The sequence below is a fragment of the Thermosipho affectus genome (genome assembly GCF_001990485.1).
In the GTDB taxonomy this organism is placed as follows: domain Bacteria; phylum Thermotogota; class Thermotogae; order Thermotogales; family Fervidobacteriaceae; genus Thermosipho; species Thermosipho affectus.
Genome location: NZ_LBFC01000023.1, coordinates 1 through 26,159 on the forward strand (window position 1 = coordinate 1; position 26,159 = coordinate 26,159).

Sequence of the window (26,159 nt, forward strand, 5' to 3'; positions counted from 1 at the left end):
TTTTCCCTTTTTTATACATTTTTATGTTGACTTTTACATAGTTCAACTGTCCCATGTGTAAGATAGTTGTTAATCCACAAACGAACTCTGCTTTGATCAATATCCAAAAGAGAAGCAATGGTTCGTTTCGGAAGTTGCTCTTCAAAGTAAAGTCTAATGACCTCTTCTTTTAGTTTAGAAGAATAGTTCTTAAATTTCTGCCCTTTCTTTGCCAAGGAAAAACACCCCCTCGTTGGTTTTATTTTACCACTTCGGGGGTGCTTTTTTTATTGTTTCATTTTTGGGGTTCAGTGCAAGACGGGGGATTTTTATAACTTTACATTTTCAAATTCTCTAAAATGTTTTATATTTATTCTTTCTCTTTTTAACATATTTAATAATACATTCTTTGGCCCTATTTCAATAAACTCGGTTACACCTAAAGCTAACATATATTTTATTGATTGATACCAATACACCGGGCCAGATATTTGCTCCAATAAATAATATTTTAACTCTTCTGGATCAGTTGATGCTTTTCCTGTACTATTTAAGACAATAGGGACTTTTGGTTTATTAAATTTAACATGTTCTATTTCACCAATCAATTTTTCCCTTGCACTTTTTAAAAAAGGAGTATGAAATGGGCCTGAAACTACTAATTCTGCAACTCTAATTCCTTTTTCTTTGCAATCATTTATAAACTTGTCTAGAGATATTTTTAATCCACTTATCACAGTTTGAGTTGACGAATTATAATTTGCAACATAAAGTCCTTCATAATTTTTCACTAATTCTTCAACTTGTGATGGGGAAATTCTCAAGACAGCTGCCATACTACCTTTACCTGGTTCTATTGCTTCTGAAATATACTCTCCTCTCTTTCTTACCAAGTATATTCCAAAATCAAAATCATAAACCCCTGCGGCAGCAAATGCTGTATATTCTCCCAAACTATGTCCAGCTGTAATATGATAGGTTACACCATTTTTCTCTAAAAATTTATATCCAACATAACTTGCCAAATATATTGCAGGTTGTGCATTCTCTGTAAGTTTCAATACTTCTTCATTACCATTCATTATATCAATCAAATTTAAGTTCAAAACTTCTTCTGCCCTTTTACTATAATAATTCCAATCTGGTAACACGGAAAAATCTTCAGCCATTCCGGAATATTGCGAACCTTGTCCTGGAAACAAAAACGCCCTCATGCTTCCACCACCTTCAAAACTCTTTTTGAAATAACAACTGCTAAAACCATCTTTACAAAATCAATTCCAATAAATGGAAGTACACCGACAAAAAACGCTTTTGAAAAACTTTTCAAATGATATGCTAACACAGAAAAACCAAATAAATAAATTATAGCAAGTCCCAAAATTCCATAAATGAACATAGAAAAATAATCTTTTTTAGAAAAACCAACGATTAACGCCGCAACCGGAAAAGCCATTAAGTACCCTCCAGTAGGACCAAAAAGATGAACTATTCCTCCGGAAAATCCGGCGAAAACTGGTAATCCAATTATACCTAAAGCCAAATATATTACCTGGACTAAAAATGCATAAAATGGTTTTAAAAAATATCCCGTTATAAAAATCATTAAAACCTGCAAAGTAATTGGTACTGTACCAATTGGAATACTTATTTGAGCCCCCACAATAGTTAGAGTAACAAAAAGTGCAACTAGTGCTAACTCTTTTGTTTTCATTAAAATTCCCCCTTTAACCCTAAAATTACCTCCTTATATTCACTTACAATTTCTCGAATAATTTCATCAACAGTCTTTACATCATCTATCAATCCTACAGATTGACCCGCCATAAAAGAACCTTCATCTGTATTACCATCAATAACTGCTTTTCTCAAACTACCAACAAGAATACTTTCTGCCTCTTGTGGACTTGAAACTTCCAATTTACGAACTACCTTTGAAAATTTTGTCTTTACAACTCTCGCAGAATGTCCTAACGCAGCACCAGTTATTACGGTATCTCTAATTCCAGATTTTAATATTAATTTTTTGAAATTTTCATGTACTTCTGCTTCTTTGGAAGCTATAAATCTTGTACCCATTTGTATTCCTTCTGCACCTAACGCGAATGCTGCAGCCATTCCTCTGCCATCAGATATCCCACCGGCAGCAATAACGGGAATTTTTACCTTTCTTGAAACTGCATTTATAAGAACAAAGGTCGTAACTTCACCAATATGCCCGCCTGATTCCATACCCTCAGCAATTACTGCATCTGCTCCACTTCTTTCTACCATTCTTGCAAGACTATCAGAAGCAACTACTGGAATTACTTTAATATTATTCTCTTTTAATCTTTTTATGTATTTTGTAGGATTTCCTGCACCAAATGTAACAACTGGAACTTTCTTTTCAATAACTACATCTATTAATTCTTCCACATATGGAGAAACCAAAATAATATTAATGCCGAAAGGTTTATCCGTTAAATTTCTTACTCTTTCAATTTCATTTTCCAAATCATCTGCCTTCATTGGACCTGCACCAATAATTCCCAATCCACCAGCATTTGAAACAGCTGCAGCTAATTTTGCAGTTCCCGCCCAAGACATACCACCCATGAGGATGGGATATTTTATATCTAATAGCTTACATATTCTATTCATTAAATCACCTCTTCATTCCCAACATTAGTATTGCTTTAGCCACAACTTTGTTTTCCACGTATGCTTTTCCTTCAACAAATACGATATTTGATTTAATATTCTTCAATTCAACTTCGTACCTCAATATACAATCCGGCCTTACTTCTTTTTTGAATCTTGCATTATCAATTCCAAGAAATAAAGGAATATCATCACCTTTTAAAAGCATAATTCCAGCCGCCTGTGCCATCCCTTCTATTATATACACGCCAGGATATATCGGATAATCAGGAAAATGACCTTTAAATATTTCAAGGGTTGATATAATATCTTTCTCTGCAATAATCTTTTTTTCTTCTTTTTTCAACACTCTATCAACTAAAAGAATTGGTTCTCTATGCGGAAGTATTTTCATTATTTCGTTTTTATCCATGTTAATACCTCCCTACAACAATACACGCATTGTGTCCACCAAAACCAAAAGAATTTTTCAAAAAGTTATTTACCCTATAATTTACACTGTCCTTTACAATATTAATTTTTGATGAATTTTCATCTGGGTTTTCCAAATTTGGCATTCCATGAATAAATCCTTCTTTCATTTCAATCAAAGCAGCTATTGTTTCAACAGCTCCTGCCGCCCCCAAAAGATGACCTGTTAAAGCTTTAGTCGAATTAACAAATACATCTTTATCACCAAAAATATCCAGAATCGCTTTGGCTTCGAGTTCATCACCTACAGGAGTACTTGTCGCATGGCAACTTACCAAGTCTATGTTACTCGGCTCCATTTTAGCATCGTTTAAAGCCATTTTCATTACAGCTTTTGAACCTGTTGCCTCAGGATGCGGCGCACTAAAATGATACGCATCGTCATTCATACCAAAACCTTTAACCTCCGCTAAAACTTCCGCATTCCTCTTTCTTGCAAAATCTTCAGATTCTAACACTAAGACTCCTGCACCCTCTGACATTACAAATCCGTCCCTGTCCTTGTCAAAAGGTCTTGAAGCTTTTTTTGGGTCATTATTTCTTGTTGAAAGAGCTTTCATTGCAGCAAATCCTGCTATTGGCAGTGGAGCAATTGTAGCTTCTGCACCTCCTACTATAGCAACATCCACATATCCATGTCTTATTAACATCGTCCCTAAAGCAATTGCATGAATTGAACTTGCACATGCACTTACCACGGAAAAATTTGGACCTTTCAAACCATATACCATCGACACAACTCCACTGGCCATATTGGAAAGCAACATCGGTATCATAAATGGGCTTACTCTATTTGCTCCTCTTTTCTTAAACACTTCATTTTGATTATCTAAAGTTAAAAATCCTCCCATTCCACTTGCAATGATTACCGCAACTCTATCCTCTATCCCTTCAAAATTTATTCTAGACGATTCAATCGCTTCTTTTGCTGCAACTAACGCAAATTGTGAATATCTATCAATTCTTTTGGATAATTTTCTGTCAATATATTCTTCTGGTTTGAAATTTTTTACTTCACCAGCAATTTGGACGGGCAAATCACTAGGATCAAAGCTAGAGATCTTATCTATTCCTACAACTGTATTTTTTAAGCTATTGGAAAATTCCTCTACGTTTTTTCCCAGCGGATTAATGGTCCCCATACCTGTAATTAAAACTCTTCTCACATTATCACCCTCCTTTAAATCATCTGATAAAATTATATCAATTTAACTTTTTTAAGTCAAGCAAACTTATAATTACTTTTAAATATTATGCTTTTCACATATTCACAATTTTGTTTGTTGCAATAATTTAAATTTAAAATAAAAAAATCCGGAGGGAATTCTCCGGATTTTTAAAAATTTATTTACTAGCAAATTTCCATTGAAATATCAATGTATTTTATTTCGCTTGTTAACCTTCCAATTGAAATTACATCAACTCCATTTATCAAATAATCTTTCAGATTTTCTTCACAAATTCCACCTGAAACTTCTACTATTATGTTCTTTTTATTTTTTATTAATTCTACAGCCTTTTTTGCATCTTTTGGATTAAAATTATCCAACATGACAATATCCACATCTAAATCTAATACTTCTTCTAATTCTTTAAAGTTTTCAATTTCTACTTCTATTTTAGAGGTAAAGGGCTTTATCTTTGAAATCTGATTAACTGCTTTCTTTATTGATCCGTATATTTTTTTGTGGTTATCTTTAATCATAACAGTATCAGAAAGATTTAATCTGTGTGTGTTTCCTCCACCGTCTAATACTGCTAATTTTTCAAGATCTCCAATTAAAGGAATTATTTTTCTTGTAGCAGATATTGTAATCCCAAAATCTTTAGCAATATCCACAAACTTTCTCACCTTTGTAGCTATTCCACTCATTAGTGATAAAATATTTAGAACAGTTCTCTCTATTACTAAAATGTTGTATGCATTGCCGTTTAAAGTTAATAAAATGCTATCTTTTTTTACAAAATCGCCATCATGAAAATTTATTTTATATTCCAAATCATAATGCTTAAAAATATGCTTTACAATCTTTATTCCCGATAACACTGCATCTTGTTTCAAAACTATTTCAGCCTCTACATATTTATTTTTCAAAGGATACGATGCAAAATCAATCAACCCTTCATCCTTTTCAATCCATTCAATAATTTTATTTATCATTTTATACCTCCATAAGTTTAAACATATTTTTTATTGGAATCTTTGCCTTTTCAGAGACTTCCAAAGGAACTTCTACTTCAAATTGTTCTTTTTCCAATGCCAATAAAATATTCTTTAAATTATTCTTTTTCATGTTATTACAAATTGCACCATCAATTTGTATAAACATCTTTTTTGGATAGATTTTTCTCAACTTAACAACCATATCTTTTTCTGTTACAACTATATATTTATTTCCTTTATCTAATTTAGGAAACTTTTCCATTTGTGATGTACTTCCAATATAATCAGATATTTCTCTTATTTCTTTAGAAACCTCTGGATGCGATATAACTTTTGCCTTGGGATACTTCTTTTTTAACTCCAAAACATCTTCTTTAGTTATATAGTTATGAACATAACAATAACCTGTTTCACCAGGAACAGGAATAATTTTCTTTCCGGTTTTTTCTGCTACATAACTTGCAAGATTCTTATCAGGTCCGAAAAGAACTGTATCACTATCTATTTTTTTTACTATTTCTACTGCGTTTGCTGAAGTACACGCAAAATCTGCATACATTTTTGATTGTGCTGTGCTATTGACATATATGACAAATGGAACATTATACTTTTTTTTCGCAGCTATTATAAGCTCTGATGTAAGGGAATTAGCCATAGGACAAGTAGCTGATCTCGCGGGAACTATAACTTTTTTATTAGGATTTAAAATCTTTATAGTTTCTGCCATAAAATCTACGCCTAAAAATAAGATTTTTTCGTCTTTAATTCTTGTAGCAAGCCTTGCAAGTTGCAAAGAATCCCCCAAATAATCCGCTATTTCCTGTATATCTCTACTTTGATAATTATGTGCAAGAATTATATACCCTTTTTCCTTTGCTAATTTTTTTATCTTTTTTTTCAAGAGTTCCATAAATATTAACCTCCTATCTTTATTTTTTCAAAATTTTTTCTCAAAACCGCCGCTAAAGTTAGTGGAGCTAACAAACTTGTTTTAGGATTGGGAGATTGATTATTTTCAAAGGTAAATGTGTAATTTCCCACACTTGAAATTGCTTCAATTTTATGTATATTCTTCTCAACATTTGGTTCTGAATAAATTTCCACCAATACTTTTTCAAAACTTCCAACTGCTAGCGACAAAGTGACGGAAACATTGGTATTTTTTGGAAATCTATTTATGGCATCTATTGCATTTCCACTAAAAATTAACTCCCTTTTTTTATCATTTCTTCCAAAAGAAATTGGTGGTTTGAAAGTTTTCAAAAATACTTTATCAATATATTTTCTAATTGAATAAATAACATCTAATCCTCCAATAGCCCCAGATGGTATATAAATGTTAGATTTAGAATCTACAATTTTTTTCATAAAATTATTCCTAAAAGTTGAATCTGCAAATGCACCTGTACTTAAAATATAAAAATCTTTTCCTGAATCTAAAATTTCTCTGTAATATTTTTTTACCGCTCCAACAGATGCACATTCTATAACCATATCACAATCTTCTGGAATAGAAAAATTTTCTAATCTAATCCCCAAGTCACTTGTTATTTTTTTCTCATCATAGTAATAAAAATCATCAATAATATCTTTTAATTCTTTTAAAATTATCTTCGTTGAATTTCCAAATCCCAAAAACATTGGTTTCATCTGTCTTCACCTCCGAAAATATTTTACATCTGATAATTACATTTGTCAACTCAGTGACCAAAAAAACAAGGGTAAAGGTTACCCTTGTTTTTATAACTTTCTCAATGCAAAAAATATATGCTCTGCTTCTTTTACTAAATACGAGTTTTTTAATTCCTCAGATAATACTTTTGAAAGACCACATCCCCTTATATCAATAACTTCAAATCCATACCTTTTGAGATTTAAAATATCCTCAACAGTAAAGCACCTAGATTTAAAAGTTCCATACTGCGATCCAACAGTGGTAATATGCGTTCTATCAAAGTCTCTTAGTTCTTTTAAATTTCCATATTTTATTATCTGCCTTCTCATAAAATAGAAACTATCTACAGTTGCAAATATATATCCTTTATTCTTAACTAAATTTTTCATTTTTTTCATTACAAAATCCAAATCTTCAATATAACTCAAAACGTCTCCTTGCAAGTTTAAGATGTCAAATCTGTCTTCAAATTCAAACTCTTCAATTTTCGTGTTGAAAAACTTTACCTTGTCTTTATACTTTCTTTTAGCTATTTCTAACATTTTTTTTGAAGGTTCAATGGCATACACTTGAAAATTCTTTTTCAAAAAAAAATTCAGCCAATATCCTGTCCCAGTTCCCACATCCAATACTTTGCCACTTAATGAACCAATTACATTTTCTATATAAATTTGTACGGCCTGTCTTAAAATTGTCCATTCCTCATCTTCATACATTTGATCGTATAAGTGAGCTATTTTTTCATAATATTCATACGATTTCACAACTAACCTCCTAACTTATTCTTTTATATTGATCATAGTTGTTTACTATGGTATTTTTCAATTTTAAAATTCCAAAAGAACGTGGTGACATCCTTATCTGCAATGTTCCACCTTTAACATAGTATTTTTCATCATTAAATAAATCAACATATTCAGTTCCGCTCAAGATTCTATTATCGGGTAAATTTACAATTAATTCATATGGTTTATCGTAGATATTTCCATATACAATCAGATTATCCAAAACCATAGGGGTTTTTCTCATAAATACGATTGGGTCATTATTTAACAATTCAAACCCTCCATAACGCAAAGCTGGTTCTTTTCTTCTTAATTTAATAATTTTTTTATAAAAATCCCTTAATTCTATATCCCAATTATTTTCATTCCAATCCATTGTCTTTCTACACTCTGGATCAGGACCACCATCCATACCAATTTCTGTCCCATAATATATTACAGGTACACCGGGATAAGTAAACTGAAGAAATATTGCAAACATCCTCAAAAATTTATCCTCAATTATTGTAGCAAGTCTTTCCGTATCATGACTATCTAACATATTCCAGCATGTTAAAATATTACTTGTTTCTTTATACATTCTTTCAAGATAAAGTCCAAAATTTTTATTAGTCCCTTTAACGTAGGATATTATATTTTCTCTAAAATGGTAGTTCATTACTCCGTCAACCATATCCCATCCTGCAGGATACGTCCAAAGTTCACTTACCACATACTTTTCTGAAGAAAAACCTTTCACTTTTGAAGTTATATATCTACTAAACTCTGGGCCAAGATCCTGGCCACAATCTAATCTCCAACCATCAATTCCCAATTCAAGATATTTAATCAAAACATTGGTAATGTATTCTTTGACAGATATTTCTTCCAAAACAAGTTCTGGTAAACTCTTTGTTCCCCACCAACCCCTATAATGCTTCTCATAAAAAACAAACATATTTTTAAAAGACTTATTACCCTTTAAGGCCTTTTTAAAATATACATTCTCTTTTCCAACATGATTAAAAACTCCATCTAAAATCAATTTCATGTTTCCCTTATGCAATTTTTTTAAAAGCTTCTTTAATGCTTTTATTCCTCCAAATTGAGGATCAACTTTAAAATAATCGATGGCATCATACTTGTGATTGGAATTTGATAAAAATATCGGTGTTAAATAAATAACATTTACTCCCAATTCCTTTAAGTAACTAATTTTATCGGCAACCCCCCATAAATCTCCTCCGTAAAATACCTTTACGTGCTCGCTTCTCTCCTTTTTTTTTGGAGGAACATCCCAATTTTCTATTCTTCCTCCTCTTTTTTCGTAAAGATTTCTTTTCAACTCAACATTTGAACCGTTTCCAATAAAAAACCTATCTGGAAATATTTGATATATTACAGAATCGAATGCCCAAGATGGTATAGGAAATCTCATCAAAACACCTCCTGTTTCTGAAAAAAAGTATATCACAAAAAACTGCACTGGAAAACCAGTGCAGATTCTTTATTAAAATACACCTAAAATCTGAAACTATTTACTATTTTGTTTAAAACAGTAACTACTTTCTTTAAATCATTACTCATCGTATTTAATTTTGTTATTCCCTTTTCAAGATCATCAAGCATATCCTTATTTAATTCAATCCTATGTACTTGTTCTGAGAGCGTTCTAGTTGTACTATCAACTGCACTAGACATTTCCTCTGCTGCTGCACTTTGCTCCTGAGCGGATGCAGCTGTATTATTAATCATATTCGTAATCCCAAATATTTCTTCTTCAATTTTTTCAAGTTTTACCTTAACATCTTTTGAAAAATCTGCCGCATCTTTTATGCTTGTAACTGTATTTTTTGTATTTTCATTAACTATATTGGCATTTTCCCTTATTTTTTCTAAAATATTTGCAATATTATTTGTCGCTTTTTTGCTTTCTTCCGCAAGTTTTCTAATTTCATCAGCAACCACTGCAAACCCTTTACCAGCTTCTCCTGCTCTTGCAGCCTCAATCGCAGCATTTAGTGCAAGTAAATTTGTTTGTTCAGAAATTCCATTAATTGTTTCTAATATTTCTTTAATATTTGCAGCAGACAAAGATAATTCGTCAACCATTTTAGCAGTATACAAAATTTCGTTATATCCTTTCTCGATTATTTCATATACTCTACTTACAGAGTTTGCTCCATCTTTTACGCTTTCAGAAATTTCATTAGAACGTTCTGCTAATTCCATCGAAGCTTTAGAAACAGCTTGTGCACTTGCCGCAACTTCCTCAATGCTTGAATTTATCTCTTCAAGCGATGCCGAAATATTTTGCGAATCTGAAACAACTTTTCCAAATGTCTTCACTAAATTTTCGGCTACATCTTTTTCCTTATTTGAAATTTCATATAAACTTTGCGATGACTCCTCTAAGTTTTTCGAATTTTTAGTAAGAGAAGAAACTATTGTTCTTAAACCATCAATCATATTGTTTAATGAATTTGCTATTTTACCTATTTCATCTTTCCTATCTACTTGTACTTTCTCAGATAAAACTCCTTTAGAAACATTTTCAACAACTAAAGCAACTTTTTTTACATCTCTCTTTATACCTTTTCCTATATAAAGTACAACTATGAAAGTAATTCCGAGAACTATTAATATTGTAATCAAATTTTTAATGAAAAAACTATTTACTATTTTATTAATATCATCAATATAAACTCCTGCTCCAATTATAAATTTGTATGGGGCAAACCACTTTGCATATGAAATTTTACCTACATCTTTTCCCAACGATGGTTTATTCCAAACATATTCATATATAAACTCACCGTTTCTTTTTGCACCATCTACTAAATCAACAAGTATTAACCTTCCTTTTGGATCTCTTATATTATTTGCTTTTTTGTTTTCCAAAGTCGGATGTACAATTCCAACATATTTTTCATTAAAAATAAATACGTAATTACTCCCATCAAATTTCATTGAAGAAATATATCTTTTCACAAAATCTATTGCCTTATTATGATCTATAATTCCATTTTTCTCCATTTTGTAGATATTTTCCACAATACCATATGCACTTTCAACCACACTTTTTACCTTATCTATTTTTTCATACCTTAACTCTTTATAAAAATTAACATAACTGAACCACAAGAAAAAAATAGAAACAAATATCACAGTACCAATAGTCAAAAACATTATCAAACTAGATAAACTTTTCAACTTCATATTCTCTCACCTACTTCATATATTTTTTATATCCTTAATTTAGATTGTACTACATATAAATTACAATGGTTATCTTTGATTTAACAATGTTACTAATTAATTAAAACAAATGTATAAACATTTAATTAAAAATACAAAATAAATCCGGTATTAAATACCGGATTTATTATTCAACCTATACACTTTTAGACCAATAATTAGGTGGTTCTTTAGTTATTATTATATCATGAGGATGACTTTCTTTAACCGATGCGGCGGTAATTTTTATAAAATTAGCTTTTTTATGTAATTCTTTTATAGTTGCTGCTCCGACATACCCCATTCCTGAGCGAAGTCCGCCTATCAATTGATATACAACATCTTTAACATCACCTTTATATGGTACCATTCCTTCAACACCTTCAGGTATAAATTTTTGGTTTTTACTTTGAAAATATCTATCTGCACTTCCTCTGCTCATAGCACCTAGCGATCCCATTCCTCTATATGACTTATATTTTCTTCCTTGATATAAAATTGTTTCTCCTGGTGCTTCTTCAGTTCCTGCAAAGATACTACCCAACATTACCGCTTCAGCACCTGCAGCTAGAGCTTTAACTATATCACCAGAGAATCTAATCCCACCATCAGCTATTATTGGTACATCGTATTTCTTTGCCACGTTAACGCAATCAAATATTGCTGTTAATTGGGGGACTCCAATACCTGCAACGACCCTTGTAGTACAAATCGAACCAGGCCCAATTCCTACTTTTACAGCATCAGCGCCTGATTTTATTAACATTTCCGTTGCTTCTGCCGTTGCCACATTCCCGGCAATAATTGAAATATGAGGAAAATTTTCTCTTATTTTCACCAGAGTTTCTATAACTTTTTTTGAATGTCCGTGTGCTGTATCAACAACTATAACATCTACTCCTGCGGAAATTAATTTTTCCACCCTTAGTAAAGTATCTTCACTTGTTCCAACTGCTGCGCCAACTAAAAGTCTTCCTTTCTTATCTCTCGATGCGTTTGGATGCTCTACAACGCTCCTTATGTCTTTGATAGTAATAAGTCCCGAAAGAGTACCATCGGATCTTACAATAGGTAGTTTTTCTATTTTGTTTTCGTGTAAAATATCTCTTGCTTCCTCAAGAGAAATTCCCTCATTAGCAACTATTAAATCACTAACAGGAGTCATCAATTTTTTTACAGTTTTTTTTAAATTCCTTTCAAATCTTATATCTCTATTTGTAATCAATCCCAATAATTTATTGGATTCATCGACAACTGGAAGTCCTCCTATCTTATACTCTGCCATTATTTTTTCTGCTTCTTCTACGCTAATATCTGGAGAAATTGTAACAGGGTCATCTATTATACCATTTTCAGTCCTTTTAACAATCTTAACTTGATGCGCTTGTTCTTCAATAGATAAATTTTTATGGATTATTCCTATACCACCTTCTCTTGCTATAGCTTTTGCAAGTTCCGCTTCAGTAACTGTATCCATAGCAGCACTTACAAGTGGTATATTTAAACTAATTTGCCGTGTTAATCTTGTCTTTACTTCTACATCTGCAGGTAAAACTTCACTATACCCTGGAATAAGAAGCACATCATCGAAAGTTAATGCCTCTCTCATAACTACACCCCCCTATTTTCTTAAAATGATTTGATATATGTAAATTATATAGATAGTTAAAAATACTATACCTTCTAATTTTCCTATCTTTTTCCTAAAAATCGCAAACAAGAATAACAAAATAGATAATAAATTCATTATAATAAGGTCTAAAGTAAAGCTTTTAACATCAATTCCCAAAGTACCTACCAAAGAACTAATCCCTAAAATAAATAAAATATTAAAAATATTACTTCCGACTATGTTTCCAACTAATATATCTTGTTCTTTTTTTAAAGTTGAAATTAAACTTACAACTATTTCTGGTAATGAAGTCCCTATAGCAACGATTGTCAATCCCACAAACGTTTCACTAAGATGAAAATATTTTGCTATTTTCACTACATTATCTATTGTGAGCTCTCCACCTAACCAAATACCTAAAACACCTACACCTACAAGAAGAAAAGCTATATTTGTTTTGTAAACTTTTGCTTCAGATTCAAATTCTTTTTCTACCATTTCTTTGTCACTTTTAATTAAATAATAAAGATAAATAATTAAAAGTGAAACAAAAACTACTCCGTAATTCCACATTAAAATTTTTTCTCTTAAAAAAAGTACCGTAAAAACTACTGTAGAGATAATCATAAAAGGTATTTCAACCATAGATGTATTTTTTTCTATCTTAATATTTGAAATTAAAGCTGCCAAAGCTAGAGCAATTGCAATATTGGCTATATTACTCCCCACGACGTTAGATATGGATACGCTACTATGTCCTTTTACAACAGAAACCAACGAAGCAACCAATTCAGGCAGTGAAGTTCCAAATGCTACAACTGAAAGTCCTACGACAATTTTCGAAATTCCCAAACCCAGAGCAATTGAAACTGCCCCATCAACTAACCAATCTGCTCCCTTTATTAATAAAACAAATCCAATTATAAGGCCTAAAAGGTTTAAAATCATACATGCCACTCCCTTTAAAAATATCTAATTTCTATGTAAACGATAGAAATAATCAAAGAGACCAAAGAAGGAATAACTGAAAACTTGAAAAAATCTTTAAATGAAACGTTTTTCTTGGAATATTTTACAAGCATAGTAATTGCAACAATATTTGCAGATGCACCAATTGGAGTAAAGTTTCCACCATAGCAAACTCCCAATGATAGTGCCCACCAATACGGCATCAAATTTGAAAAAGATGAGTTTATTGACGGCAACATCTTTATTACCGGAATCATAGTTGCCGTAAACGGAATATTATCAAAAAATCCACTCACAAAGAATGACATAACTATCAAACCCAAACCAAATAATCTGGGTGAATTTCCAAAATTTTCACTCAAAACCAAGGCAACTTGTTTTAAAATTCCCGTATCTTCTAAAGCACCTGTAATAATAAACAAACCTATAAAGAAAAATATAGTACTCCACTCAATTTCTGCAAAATGTTTTTCCAAGTTTTTTGGATCAATAACTAAAATAGAAACAAAACCCATACCAAAAGCTATAATAGAGCTGTGAATCTGTAATTTTTCTTGAAGGACAAAAAGCAATATTACAACTGAAAGCAAAATAAATGACTTTATCAAATTTTTCTTCGATATTGAAAGTTCATTAAAATTAAATTCTATTTTATTGGATAAAAACTTTTTATATTTAATCAAAAATATAATCAACACAATTAATAGCGTTATAATTGTTGGGAATGCAGTATTTAAAATAAAATCATTAAATGTTAAACGTGCAGCATTACCTATTAAAATATTAGGTGGGTCTCCAATTAGTGTTGCAGTTCCTCCAATGTTTGAACTAAAAACCTCTGAAAGTACAAAAAAGGTAGGATCGATATTGGCTGCATCGGCAATTGCCAAAGTAATAGGTATAAAAATCATTACAGTAGTGACATTATCAATAAAAGCTGAAAACAGTGCAACAAAAAAATTAATAAGCAAAAAAATCTTTAGTAAAGAATTCTTTGAAAATTTTATTATCCAAAATGCAACGTATTCAAAAAATCCAACACTTTTAATTGTAGAAACTAAAAGCATCATTCCAATCAATAAAAATATAGTATCAAAATCCACATAATTTTTAAACAAATAATCTGGGTCTTCAAAAACTCCAAAAAATGTTAAAATAAAGGCTCCTAAAACAACAGCAATAGACCTATGTATCTTTTCTGAAATAATTAAGTAGTATACGATAACAAATATTATTAAAGCAATAATTGCATCTACACTCAATTATTTCACCCCTGTTTTTAAATTAAAAAAAAAGGGCACATATGGCCCTGGAGCGGGCGACGGGATTCGAACCCGCGACCCTCAGCTTGGGAAGCTGATGCTCTACCAACTGAGCTACACCCGCTAATCTCAATAAATATTATATCAAAGGATGATAAAGTTTTCAAGTTCATATTTTTATCATACCTTGGAATCCCATAAAAGCCAGAGATAAGAGTGAAGCAGTTATTAAAGCCAAAGGTAATCCTTCAAAGGGTTTTGGAACATCGTATAACTCAAGCTTTTCCCTTATTGCGCTAAAAACAATTAACGCAAGCAAAAATCCCAAACCTGCTCCCAGTGCATTGAATATTGCTTCAAGTAAGTTGTAATTACTCATACTGTTAATAAGCGCTACACCAAGAATTATACAATTTGTAGTGATAAGAGGAAGAAAAATTCCCAAAGCATCATATAAATTTGGATTATTTTTCTTCAAAAATAACTCAACAAATTGTACAAATGATGCTATTACAAGAATAAAAACAATTGTTCTCAAAAATTCAAGTCCCAAACTTATTAACAATCTATCCAAAAACCAAGAAATCGTTGATGACATAACAAGCACAAAGGTGGCAGCAAGCCCCATTCCAAATGCTGTATCCATTTTTTTAGAAACACCTAAAAACGGACATATACCCAAAAATCTTATAAAAACATAATTATTAACAAGCATTGCAGAAAGTAAAATTAAAAATACCTTCATTTAACCTTCCCCCTTTCTTTTCTTTTCATGCCAATAAAGGCAAATAAAGCTGCTAATAATCCCAATGTTAAATATGCACCAGGGGGAAGTATCATTATAAACACATTAAACGCTTTACCCCAAATTTTTATATCGAATATCGTACCATTTCCCAATAATTCTCTTATAGCACCTAATAAAGTTAAACTTGCAGTAAAACCCAAACCCATTCCCAAACCATCAATTAATGAATACCAAACATTATTTTTTGATGCAAAAGCTTCAGCTCTTCCCATTATCAAACAATTAACAACTATTAATGGAATAAAAAGCCCCAATGTTTTCCAAAGATCATATACATATGCGTGCATCAACAAATCAACCATTGTCACAAATGATGCTATTATAGTTATAAAAATAGGTATTCTAATCTTTTCGGGCACTGCCTTTCTAAGAAGAGAAATGACTATATTGGATAAAACTAGAACTACAGTAGCAGCTATTCCCATTCCAAGTCCATTTTTTGCACTTGTAGTAGTTGCAAGAGTAGGACACATGCCTAAAGCTTGTACAAATGTGGGATTTTCAACAACAAATCCTTTAGAAAATTCCTTCCAAGTTCTACTGGCCATTTCTTAGCACCTCCTTTTGCAAATACTCAAACATAGCGTTCAAAGTTGCTGCTACAGCTCGTGGAGTAATAGTTGCCCCAGTCATAACATCACTAATTTTTACTATTCCTATCTTTTTTGCATCTTCAGGTGAGAGATTACTTTTACCCGCATCTTTATCAACTTTTACACCATTTTTCAAACCCTCGTATGGTATTGGATAAAACCTCTTTTGCGAAACTTCTTCTGCTATCTTTGCACCTAATCCCGGTGTTTCCTGTGAATAATCTATTACCTTTATTGCCATTAAATCTATCCTATTTTCTTTTACTAAAAATGAAGCAACTGAAATTACTTTACCACCATATCCTATTCCGTATCCTTTTAAAACGTAAACATTTCCTTTATTTGTTCTAAACTTAAAAACAGGAGAAACAACAACACTTGTTTCTGCCTTGAACAATTCTTCTTCTGGGTTATTTGAAGCGGATACAACAGCATCTTTTATTTTATTTTCATCTACAATTAATTTTCCATCTTCTGTCAAAACAAATTTTACCGCATCAATAGTATTTTTTAATTCTGCAATTTTTATTGCATCTTGCGTATAAACATAGACATATCCTAGTATTAACCCTGCAACCAGTGTATAAACCATTAAAATTATTCCCGTTTTAAACATTTCTTTCATGATTCCACCTCACCAAATATTCGTGGCATCGTATATTTATCAATTAACGGAACAAAAGCATTCATTAATAAAATAGAAAGTGAAACTCCTTCTGGATATCCCGCAAAGTACCTTATAAGTAATGTCATAACACCAATACCAACTCCAAAAATTGCCTGGCCTTTGATTGTCATGGGACTTGTAACCATATCTGTAGCCATAAACAAAGCACCAAGCATTAACCCACCACTTAAAATATGAAATAAAGGAGTTCCAAAAGAAGGATTTACAAAATAAAATACACTAGACATAACAAAAACTGTAGAAATATACGAAATTGGGATCATAATCTTTATTCTCTTTCTTATCACAAGATATATAAATCCAACCAAAAGTAGTAAGACACTTGTTTCACCAATTGAACCTCCACGATTTCCAATAAACAAATCCCAATAACCCACATTAACATTTCCAGTTTCTTTTAAAATTGCAAGTGGAGTTGCTGATGTTTGCACATCAATCCATTTTGTAAAAGAAAGCACAGGTTTGTACCAAGTAGTCATTGCCACGGGAAATGAAACAAGCAAAAACGCCCTTCCAGCAAGTGCTGGATTAAAAATATTCATTCCAAGCCCGCCAAATGCATGTTTGGCAATCCCTAATGCAAAAGCTAATCCTATCAAAAACACCCACCAAGGAGTTGCAGAACTTACATTCATTGCAAGTAAAATTCCCGTTATGGCTGCACTTCCATTTGGAGTAAAACTTTTATCATTTCTAAGCACTCTCATTATAAACAATTCAAACAATTCACCAGTAACTGCCCCAAGTAAGATTAAAAATAGTGCATAACCACCAAAAAAGTACCACGCTCCAATAATGGCAGGAATTAATGCTATAATAACATCCGTCATAACTTTTGAAGTAGTGTCATTTGCTCTTACATGTGGTGCATTTCCAGTTATTAACTTCATTATTTTTTCCCCCCTCTCAGGGCCTTGTATACTTTTTTGGCCAATTTGATCGTTTTTACATGTTCTATTTTTGCAGGACAGATATATGTACAAGAACCACATTCAATACAATCTAACAAACCAATTTCGACTGCTTCATCATATCTTTTTTTCTTTCCTAATAAATCAAGTAAATAAGGTTGCAATCCCATTGGACAAACATTAACACAATATGAACATCTTATGCAAAATGTGCTTTTTTGTTCTTTAGGTATTAAAGTTGTAATACCATTGTTACCTTTTACCAAAGGCGTATCAATATTGTTTATAGGGATTCCCATCATTGGTCCACCCATTAGTACTTTTACATTTTCAACATTTTCTTTAAAACCTCCTCCAAGGTTTTCGATTACCCAAGAAATAGGAGTGCCTATCCTAACCCACCAATTTCCTGGTTTATTAACTGCTTCGCCGGTAACAGTTAATCCTCTTTCGACTAAAGGTTTCCCATCTATTACCGCTTCTTTTATCGCATATAAAGTACTTACGTTCAACACTACAACCCCTACATCCATTGGAAGTTTTCCACGGGGTACTTTCCTACCAGTAGTTGCGTAGATAAGTTGTTTTTCTGCACCTTGAGGATATTTTGTTTTTAATGGAATAACATTAATTTTTCCTTTCCATTTATTTTGAAGTAAATTTATTACATCCATCTTATTATCTTCAATGCCAATTGCCACATTTTTTATTCCCAATATTTTTTTCACTATCTCAATTCCAATCAAAATATCTTCTTGTCTTTCTAACATCATCCTATGATCAATTGTAAGATAAGGTTCACATTCTGCACCATTTATAACAAGATAATCTATCTTCTTGTCTTTTGGAGGCATTAATTTAACATAAGTTGGAAACATGGCACCACCAAGCCCTACAATTCCAGCTTTCTTTATAATCTCAACTAACTCCTCGTTTGAAAAATCCTCATAATTACCATGTGGTAGTAACTCCCACTCATCTTCTCCCTCTCTTTGAATTTCCACTACTTCTACCGCTTTTCCAAAAATAACATTTGTAACCTTTTTAACATCAACTACAGTACCCGTAACAGGCGAATGGACATAAGAGGATATAAAACCCGTTGGTTCACCAATAACCTGCCCTGTTTTAACTTTATCACCCTTGTTTACAACTGATTTTGCGGGGCTTCCAGCATGTTGCTGCATAAAAACCAATACCTTTTCAGGTAGAGGTGCTTTCTTAATTGGATAATCTTTTGATAAATGCTTATTTTCAGGAGGATGAACACCTCCCAAAAAGGTTGATAACTTCAAGACACCACACCTCCCAGAATAGACTTTTATACCATCACCGAGAATGATTATAACACAGTTTTTTTAGTTTTCACAAACAAATTTTATATGATATAATTAAAAAAAACGGGAGGAAAAAGTATGGAATACCTATTAAATCTTTTTAATGGAAACTGGGTTGATGAAACTACAAGATTACCTAATAAAGACTTTTTTAACCATATCTATCCGCTAATCAAAGAATCAAAAACACTGTTTTATCTAATATATTTAGATTTAGAATTTGAATCAACTGATATCAATGAAATTAACTTTGTTATAGCAAGAATTGCATCGATAATAAAACACAGCGTTAGAATACCAAAAGATTTTGTATGTCGTTCATCTGAAAAAAGCTTTGTATTAATCTTACACGGTATTAATGAAATAGTTGCCAAACAAATAGCAAATAGAATAAAAGATTCTCTAGATTATTTACTCTTAAATTATGGAAATAAGAATATCAAAGTAGAGACAAAAATAAAAATCGAAGCTGTAGGAGGTGCTCCTAGTGAATAATGAGATAGGCACAAGATACGCCCCAAATAAAATTGAAAAAAAATTGTACAGCTTTTGGTTGGAAAAAGGATATTTTTCACCTAAAAAAGATGGGCCAAAATACTCTATTGTAATTCCTCCGCCAAATATAACGGGTAAAATCCACATGGGGCACGCTTTAAACATCACATTACAAGATATATTAGTCAGATTTAAAAGAATGAATGGATACAAAACGCTCTGGCTACCAGGTGAAGATCACGCGGGAATTGCAACTCAAACTGCTGTAGAAAAAAATTTAGAAAAGGAAGGAAAGAAAAGAGAGGAGCTTGGCAGGGAAAAATTTTTAGAAATTGTTTGGGAATGGGCAAATACATACAGAAAGACCATAAAAGATCAAATAAAAGCCATTGGAGCTTCTGTGGATTGGTCTAGAGAAAGATTTACTTTAGATGAAGGGTTATCAAAAGCCGTTAGGAAAGTGTTTGTATCATTATACAAAAAAGGATTAATATACAGGGGAAAATACATTGTAAACTGGTGTCCAAGGTGTAAAACTGTTTTATCTGACGAAGAAGTAGAACACAAAGAGCATGAAGGTAAGCTTTACTATATAAGGTATCCATTTGCTGATGGTACTGGAGAAATAGTTGTAGCCACCACTCGTCCAGAAACCATGCTAGGAGATACCGCTGTTGCTGTATCCCCTTCAGATGAAAGATATAAGCACTTAGTTGGTAAAGAAGTAATTTTACCACTTATAGGAAGAAAATTAAAAATAATTGCAGATCCATATGTTGATCCAGAATTTGGTACAGGGGCTTTAAAAGTAACTCCTGCACATGATCCAAATGATTATCTTATTGGCCAAAGAAATAACCTCGAATTTATCAACATATTTAACGATGATACAACACTGAATGAAAATGCGGGGAAATATCAAGGTCTTGGCAGAGATACAGCAAGGGAAAAGATTGTCGAAGACCTGGAAAAAGAAGGATATTTAGTAAAAGTTGAAACATTACAACATTCCGTAGGACATTGTTATAGATGTGACACTGTTATTGAACCTATGCTAATGGATCAATGGTTTGTTAAAATGGAACCACTTGCCAAAAGAGCAATAGAAGCTGTGGAAAATGGAGAAGTAAAGTTTTATCCAGACAGATGGAAGAAAGTGTATTTGAATTGGATGTATGAAATAAGAGATTGGTGTATAAGTAGACAACTTTGGTGGGGCCACAGAATACCAATTTGGTATTGTAAAGATTGTGGCCATATAAACGTATCTGAAGAAGAAGTACACGTTTGTGAAAAATGTGGAAGCACAAATTTACGTCAAGAAGAAGATGTGCTTGATACATGGTTCTCCTCTGCACTTTGGCCATTTAGTACCCTTGGTTGGCCAGATGAAACATCTGATTTAAAGGAATTTTATCCAACCAATGTATTAGTTACAGGATTTGATATTATATTCTTCTGGGTAGCAAGAATGATCATGATGGGATATGAATTTATGGGTGAAAAACCGTTCTCGGATGTTTACATACATCAACTAGTACGTGATAAATTTGGAAGGAAAATGAGTAAATCACTTGGTAATGGAATAGATCCACTAGATGTAATTGAAGATTACGGAGCAGACCCCATGAGATTTTCACTTGCATTACTTGCTGCGCAAGGTAGAGATATAAAACTAGATTTAAAACACATTGAAACAAGTAAAAAGTTTGCAAACAAAATTTGGAATGCAACAAGATTTGTGATTTTAAATTTAAAAGATTTCGAAAAAGAAGAATTGAATAATTTAAACTTATCGGACAGATGGATTCTTTCAAAACTTCAAAAAACAATTAAAAATGTAACCAGCGCAATTGAATCATATGATTTTAATCTTGCGGCAAGGGAAATATACAATTTCTTCTGGGATGAACTTTGTGATTGGTATATCGAAGTTTCAAAACCACGACTTAATTCTGAAGACAAAACAGTTGTTCAAAATATATTGGTAAAAGTATTAGATAATAGCTTAAAACTTCTTCATCCATTCATGCCATTTATAACGGAGGAATTGTGGCAAAAATTACCAACTGATGGTGAATCTATAACTATTTCAGAATGGCCGAAAATTGATGATAACTTAATAGATGAAACTGCGGAAAAAAGATTTGAATTGTTAAAGAACATAATAAAAGGTATAAGGAACGTTAAAGCAGAAATTAATATACCTCAAAGCAAAAAAGTAAACATAGTTTCAACTATAAAATTTGATCAAGAGGAAGAACTTTACATAAAAACTCTAGCAAAAGTTGAAAATATAAGTTATTCAAACATGAAACCTGAAAAAGCAGCAAGTGCATATGTCGACAATGAAAACGAAATATTTGTAGAACTTGGCAATTTGATAGATATTGATACTGAAGTAAAAAGATTAACCAAGAAAATTGAAAAGCTAGAAAAGGATGCGGAGAAGTTCAGAAAAAAACTAAACAACAAAAAATTCCTGGAAGGAGCACCAGAAGAAATAATAGAAGAAACAAAGGAGAAACTCTCGAATATCGAAGGGCAAATTGAAAAGATCAAAAAAATTCTAAAATCACTAATGTGAGGGATGACTGTGACTTATTTAGAAGCGCTAAAATATCTTTATTTCAACAGACCATTTGGTAAAATAAAGATAGGTCTATACAGAATAGAAGAACTTTTAAATATACTTAACAATCCAGAAAAAACTTTCTCTTCTTTTCACGTAACTGGTTCAAATGGAAAAGGGAGTACCACAACGTTTTTGCATTACTTATCTAGATTTCATGGATTTAAAACGGGGGGATATTTTTCTCCCCATTTATCATCTATTTTGGAAAGGTATTTAATTAACGGAGAAAAAGTAAGTAAAAATACTTTTCTAAAATCCTTTGAAAAAATTAAAAATGCAGCAGAAGTCTTAGATAAAAAAGGTATAGATTATTCTCCTAGCTTTTTTGAATTTGCAACTGCTATTGCATTTGAGATATTCAAAAACGAAAATGTAGAAATTTCAACAATTGAAGTAGGACTAGGTGGAAGATTTGATGCAACAAACGTTATTATTCCTAAAGTTTCTGTTATAACAACTGTTAGTTTAGAGCATACAAAAATTTTAGGAAATTCAATAGAAAAAATAGCTTTTGAAAAGGCGGGAATAATAAAAGAGAATACTCCTGTTGTTATTGGAAGTATTCCAAATACTGCAAAAGAAGTTATTTATGAAATTGCAAATAAAAAAGGTGCAAAAGTTTACGAATTGGGAAAAGATTTTAATTTTGAAATAAATAAATTGAGTTTCAATGAAAATTCAATTAATTATTACGGGGATAAAGACATAAAGGACATAAAAATATCACTAAATGGTACTCACCAACCTATAAACGCTGCAATTGCACTCAAAGCCTTTGAGATATTTAATCCATTAAATGAAAATGTGGTAAATGATGCCTTCAAAAGAGCTTTTATCCCAGGAAGATTTGAACTTTATAAAAATATTCTTCTAGATGGTTCACACAACCCGCAAGCTGCTGAAAAATTCGTTGAGAACCTGGATATATACTTTAAAAACAAATCGAAAGTTGCGGTTTTTGGCATCCTTGATGACAAAGATAAGAGAAAAGTAATAGAAAAATTATCAAAAAAATTTGATCATATAATAGTTACTTGCCCACCTTCACATAGGGCAGTTAATTGTGAAGAGACGTTCTTGCTAACAAAAGAATACTGTAATTCGGTTGAATTTGTCAAAGACCCTCTAAAAGCATTGGAAAAACTTCAAAAGTACCGTTCTGAATTAAAGGTAGTAACTGGTTCTTTTTATCTTGTAGGTTATATAAGAAGTTATTTGGAAAATGGGTATATAGATGAAGAATTAAATTTAATGAGGAGGTGACATTTTTGGAAATACTTGATTTAATTTGGAAAACATTGATTGAAAAAGAAGCAATAGATCCCGTTATATTAGACATGTCAAAAACAAATGTTCCAACTGAATTTTTTGTAATTTTAACTGCAAATAGTAATACACATATGAACAGTTTAAAAGAAGCTATTCTGGATTTACTCAAAGGTAACGGGATGGAGATTATATATTATGATAAGGAAGAAAATCATGATTGGTTAATAATTGATGCAGATGAAATAGTTGTGCATATATTTAAAGATGATGCCAGAGAATTCTATGATTTAGAAGGCTTATGGATCGACGCCAAAAGAATAAAGGTGAGTAAAGAATGATCCTAAAAAACGCATATGTATTAAAAAGCTGGGAAAAAAATCCAGAAAAATTAGATATAAAAGTCGAAAATGGAATAATAGTAGAGATAAAACACAATTTACAACAAGAAGATGATGAAATAATAGAGCTAAAGAACAAACTTATTATTCCCGGACTTGTAAATACACACACTCATGCGGCAATGTCAATTTTTAGAGGAATAGCTGAAGATGTATCATTTAATGATTGGTTATTTAAAACAATTATTCCATTAGAAGAAAAACTGGACTACAAAACGGTATATTATTCTACATTAATTTCACTAATGGAAATGGCCCAAAATGGTATAGTTGCTTTTTGTGATATGTATATTTTCGAGGATGCAGTGGCACAAGCGGTAGCCGATTTTGGTATAAAGGCTTTGTTAACACGTGGATTAGTATCAGAAAATGACAAAATCGAAAAAACTAGACTAAACGAATCCCTTAAGTTATACAACAAATGGCACGGATATGATAATAGAATATTTATAGGTCTTGGGCCACATGCCCCTTATACTTGCTCTATACCAGCTTTAAAAGAAATCTCAAAAATTTCAGAAGAATTAGATATTCCAATAACCATACATCTTTTTGAAAACAAGTGGGAAAGAGAAAAATACAGTCTAAAAGAAATCCTTGATACAGGTATTGCTAATAATCATCTTTTGGCTGTACATTGCATCCATTTAGACGACAACGACATTCAATTATTAAAGAACTATAACGTCTATATTTCACATAATCCATCAAGTAATTTGAAACTTGGGAACGGAATTGCACCTGTCACAAAATTTATCAATAATGATCTACCCGTTACATTAGGAACTGACGGGCCTGCGAGTAATAACTCTATCGATATATTATTTGAAGCAAGACTTGCAACTCTTCTTCAAAAGAAAGACAATCCAAAAAATCTTTCAGTGGACAAAGCAATTAAAATGATCACATACGACGGATATAAAGCGTTGAATTTAAACGGAGGAACAATTGGAATTGGAAAACCTGCAGATTTTACTATTATAAATTTAAATAACCCAAGCTTTTTCCCTGTTGATAATATGAAAAAACATATAATCCACTCAAAAACCAGTATATTTGCCACAATGGTTAACGGTAAATTTATATATTTCAATGGAAAATTCCCAACAATTGATGAAAAGGAGGTCTATAAACAATTTTCGAATTCCTACAAGAAGGTTATAGGTACAGAAAATTAAGTGTTGAATTAAAAAAAAGATATGGAACTAAAGTCTATAGATTACCTATAAATGCAGGATTTACTTGCCCAAATCGTGAAAACGGACAATTTGGTTGTCTATTTTGTGATGAAACAGGAAGCGGTTTTACAACTATTAAAGATATTGATATAAAATCCCAAATAAATGAAATGAAAAAAAGATATATAAACAAAGGTGCAAAAAAGTTTATAGCTTACTTTCAAAACTTCTCAAACACCTATGCTCCAATTGAAAAATTGAAAGATATTTATTATCAGGCTATAGAGAAAGACATAGTTCAAATTTCCATTTCAACAAGACCTGATTGTATTTCTGATGAAATACTCGATCTTCTTGAAGAACTTAAAGAAAAGATAGACGTATCTATTGAAATGGGACTTCAAACAGCAAACTATCACACTCTTACAAAAATGAACAGAGGACATACACTTGCTGAGTATATAAATGCAACAATGAAGGTTAAAAATAGGGGATTTGAACTAGTCTCACATGTGATATTGAATTTTCCCAATGATAACATACTCGATGTTATTGAAACTGCTAAAATATTATCTGTACTTGAAGTTGATGGTGTAAAAATTCATTCACTTTATATTGTTAAAAACACTATTTTAGGTAAAATGTTTGAAGAAGGAAAGATAAAGATAGGTTCTCTTGAAGATTACGTCGAAAGGACTATTAGATTTTTAGAATATCTTTCTCCAAAGATCGTTATACATAGATTAGTTGCAGATCCACCTAGAAAAGGAACAATATTTGGAAATTGGGAAAAACCTAAAATCCAAATTATAAACCTTATTGAAAGAAAGCTTGCCGAAAAAGAAACCTATCAAGGAAAAAATTTTTTAAGCTGGTATACTCCAAAAACTGAAAAATTTAAAAATATTCAAAATGATTTACATAAGAACTTTTATGTGGAGTTATAACCACTGAAAAAATAATATTTTACCCAGATTGCTGAAAATCATAAAAGATTTTTACTCCCAATAAGGAGGACATTAAGAAAGGTAAAATTATTTAAACTCAGCCATTCAATTTGGTCTAATGATA

The 26,159-nt window shown here is 31.6% G+C and carries 26 protein-coding genes and 1 tRNA gene; 6 read left to right on the forward strand and 21 right to left on the reverse strand.

The window, feature by feature from the left end:
- Positions 1 to 11: 11 nt before the first annotated feature.
- The 21 genes from XJ44_RS08330 to rsxC all read right to left on the reverse strand — a co-directional run bounded on the left by XJ44_RS08330 (position 12) and on the right by rsxC (position 19,071).
- Positions 12 to 215 (reverse strand): helix-turn-helix domain-containing protein, encoded by a 204-nt coding sequence (locus XJ44_RS08330; protein ID WP_198927386.1) that lies wholly within the window; start codon positions 213 to 215, stop codon positions 12 to 14.
- Positions 216 to 308: 93 nt separating this feature from the next.
- On the reverse strand, positions 309 to 1,193 hold the full coding sequence (locus tag XJ44_RS08335; RefSeq protein ID WP_077198701.1) for an ACP S-malonyltransferase: 885 nt from the start codon (positions 1,191 to 1,193) through the stop codon (positions 309 to 311).
- Entirely contained in the window at positions 1,190 to 1,693 is a 504-nt protein-coding gene (locus tag XJ44_RS08340) for a biotin transporter BioY (RefSeq protein WP_077198702.1), read from the reverse strand. Before XJ44_RS08340 ends, XJ44_RS08335 begins: the two co-directional genes overlap by 4 nt.
- The gene (gene fabK, locus XJ44_RS08345) at positions 1,693 to 2,622 is read right to left on the reverse strand and encodes an enoyl-[acyl-carrier-protein] reductase FabK (protein ID WP_077198703.1); all 930 of its coding nucleotides are present in this window, start codon (positions 2,620 to 2,622) and stop codon (positions 1,693 to 1,695) included. The genes XJ44_RS08340 and fabK overlap by 1 nt, the downstream gene beginning before the upstream one ends.
- Positions 2,623 to 2,626: 4 nt before the next feature.
- Positions 2,627 to 3,034: a 3-hydroxyacyl-ACP dehydratase FabZ gene (gene fabZ / locus XJ44_RS08350; RefSeq protein ID WP_077198704.1), complete on the reverse strand. Its 408-nt coding sequence runs from the start codon at positions 3,032 to 3,034 to the stop codon at positions 2,627 to 2,629.
- A 1-nt stretch (position 3,035) separates the two neighbouring features.
- Positions 3,036 to 4,259 (reverse strand): beta-ketoacyl-ACP synthase II, encoded by a 1,224-nt coding sequence (gene fabF, locus XJ44_RS08355; protein ID WP_075666519.1) that lies wholly within the window; start codon positions 4,257 to 4,259, stop codon positions 3,036 to 3,038.
- 185 nt (positions 4,260 to 4,444) lie between these two features.
- Positions 4,445 to 5,254, reverse strand: coding sequence for a carboxylating nicotinate-nucleotide diphosphorylase (nadC, locus tag XJ44_RS08360; RefSeq protein ID WP_075666520.1), 810 nt, complete (start codon positions 5,252 to 5,254; stop codon positions 4,445 to 4,447).
- A gap of 1 nt (position 5,255) precedes the next feature.
- Positions 5,256 to 6,167: a quinolinate synthase NadA gene (gene nadA / locus XJ44_RS08365; RefSeq protein ID WP_077198705.1), complete on the reverse strand. Its 912-nt coding sequence runs from the start codon at positions 6,165 to 6,167 to the stop codon at positions 5,256 to 5,258.
- A 5-nt stretch (positions 6,168 to 6,172) separates the two neighbouring features.
- Entirely contained in the window at positions 6,173 to 6,907 is a 735-nt protein-coding gene (gene nadX, locus XJ44_RS08370; RefSeq protein ID WP_075666522.1) for an aspartate dehydrogenase, read from the reverse strand.
- A gap of 90 nt (positions 6,908 to 6,997) precedes the next feature.
- Positions 6,998 to 7,696: a class I SAM-dependent methyltransferase gene (locus tag XJ44_RS08375; protein WP_077198706.1), complete on the reverse strand. Its 699-nt coding sequence runs from the start codon at positions 7,694 to 7,696 to the stop codon at positions 6,998 to 7,000.
- Positions 7,697 to 7,706: 10 nt separating this feature from the next.
- Positions 7,707 to 9,134, reverse strand: coding sequence for a cyclomaltodextrinase (gene aglB / locus XJ44_RS08380; protein ID WP_077198707.1), 1,428 nt, complete (start codon positions 9,132 to 9,134; stop codon positions 7,707 to 7,709).
- Between the two features lie 83 nt (positions 9,135 to 9,217).
- Positions 9,218 to 10,915, reverse strand: a complete 1,698-nt coding sequence (locus tag XJ44_RS08385; protein ID WP_077198708.1) for a methyl-accepting chemotaxis protein — start codon at positions 10,913 to 10,915, stop codon at positions 9,218 to 9,220.
- A 175-nt stretch (positions 10,916 to 11,090) separates the two neighbouring features.
- A complete protein-coding gene (guaB, locus tag XJ44_RS08390; RefSeq protein WP_077198709.1) occupies positions 11,091 to 12,542 on the reverse strand; it encodes an IMP dehydrogenase in 1,452 nt (483 codons plus the stop codon).
- Positions 12,543 to 12,554: 12 nt separating this feature from the next.
- Positions 12,555 to 13,493, reverse strand: coding sequence for a calcium/sodium antiporter (locus XJ44_RS08395; protein WP_077198710.1), 939 nt, complete (start codon positions 13,491 to 13,493; stop codon positions 12,555 to 12,557).
- A gap of 14 nt (positions 13,494 to 13,507) precedes the next feature.
- Positions 13,508 to 14,776 carry an ArsB/NhaD family transporter gene (locus tag XJ44_RS08400; protein ID WP_077198711.1) on the reverse strand — a complete coding sequence of 423 codons (1,269 nt, stop codon included), beginning with the start codon at positions 14,774 to 14,776 and terminating at the stop codon, positions 13,508 to 13,510.
- Between the two features lie 48 nt (positions 14,777 to 14,824).
- A tRNA-Gly gene (locus tag XJ44_RS08405) sits at positions 14,825 to 14,900 on the reverse strand.
- Between the two features lie 45 nt (positions 14,901 to 14,945).
- A complete protein-coding gene (gene rsxA, locus XJ44_RS08410) occupies positions 14,946 to 15,521 on the reverse strand; it encodes an electron transport complex subunit RsxA (RefSeq protein WP_075666529.1) in 576 nt (191 codons plus the stop codon).
- On the reverse strand, positions 15,518 to 16,132 hold the full coding sequence (rsxE, locus tag XJ44_RS08415; RefSeq protein WP_075666530.1) for an electron transport complex subunit RsxE: 615 nt from the start codon (positions 16,130 to 16,132) through the stop codon (positions 15,518 to 15,520). The genes rsxA and rsxE overlap by 4 nt, the downstream gene beginning before the upstream one ends.
- The gene (locus XJ44_RS08420) at positions 16,122 to 16,802 is read right to left on the reverse strand and encodes an RnfABCDGE type electron transport complex subunit G (RefSeq protein WP_077198712.1); all 681 of its coding nucleotides are present in this window, start codon (positions 16,800 to 16,802) and stop codon (positions 16,122 to 16,124) included. Before XJ44_RS08420 ends, rsxE begins: the two co-directional genes overlap by 11 nt.
- Entirely contained in the window at positions 16,799 to 17,755 is a 957-nt protein-coding gene (locus XJ44_RS08425) for an RnfABCDGE type electron transport complex subunit D (RefSeq protein ID WP_077198713.1), read from the reverse strand. Before XJ44_RS08425 ends, XJ44_RS08420 begins: the two co-directional genes overlap by 4 nt.
- Positions 17,755 to 19,071, reverse strand: coding sequence for an electron transport complex subunit RsxC (gene rsxC / locus XJ44_RS08430; protein WP_077198714.1), 1,317 nt, complete (start codon positions 19,069 to 19,071; stop codon positions 17,755 to 17,757). Before rsxC ends, XJ44_RS08425 begins: the two co-directional genes overlap by 1 nt.
- Before the next feature lie 120 nt (positions 19,072 to 19,191).
- Between rsxC and XJ44_RS08435 the strand changes: the two genes are divergently transcribed.
- Genes XJ44_RS08435 through XJ44_RS08460 form a run of 6 tightly spaced genes read left to right on the forward strand, consistent with a single transcriptional unit; the run spans position 19,192 to position 26,035 of the window.
- Entirely contained in the window at positions 19,192 to 19,608 is a 417-nt protein-coding gene (locus tag XJ44_RS08435) for a GGDEF domain-containing protein (RefSeq protein ID WP_075666534.1), read from the forward strand.
- On the forward strand, positions 19,601 to 22,195 hold the full coding sequence (locus XJ44_RS08440) for a valine--tRNA ligase (RefSeq protein WP_077198715.1): 2,595 nt from the start codon (positions 19,601 to 19,603) through the stop codon (positions 22,193 to 22,195). The genes XJ44_RS08435 and XJ44_RS08440 overlap by 8 nt, the downstream gene beginning before the upstream one ends.
- 3 nt (positions 22,196 to 22,198) lie before the next feature.
- Positions 22,199 to 23,506: a bifunctional folylpolyglutamate synthase/dihydrofolate synthase gene (locus XJ44_RS08445; RefSeq protein WP_077198716.1), complete on the forward strand. Its 1,308-nt coding sequence runs from the start codon at positions 22,199 to 22,201 to the stop codon at positions 23,504 to 23,506.
- Between the two features lie 5 nt (positions 23,507 to 23,511).
- On the forward strand, positions 23,512 to 23,850 hold the full coding sequence (gene rsfS / locus XJ44_RS08450) for a ribosome silencing factor (protein WP_075666537.1): 339 nt from the start codon (positions 23,512 to 23,514) through the stop codon (positions 23,848 to 23,850).
- Positions 23,847 to 25,088, forward strand: a complete 1,242-nt coding sequence (locus XJ44_RS08455) for an amidohydrolase (RefSeq protein WP_077198717.1) — start codon at positions 23,847 to 23,849, stop codon at positions 25,086 to 25,088. The genes rsfS and XJ44_RS08455 overlap by 4 nt, the downstream gene beginning before the upstream one ends.
- Positions 25,046 to 26,035 carry a TIGR01212 family radical SAM protein gene (locus tag XJ44_RS08460; protein ID WP_077198718.1) on the forward strand — a complete coding sequence of 330 codons (990 nt, stop codon included), beginning with the start codon at positions 25,046 to 25,048 and terminating at the stop codon, positions 26,033 to 26,035. The genes XJ44_RS08455 and XJ44_RS08460 overlap by 43 nt, the downstream gene beginning before the upstream one ends.
- Positions 26,036 to 26,159: the final 124 nt, after the last annotated feature.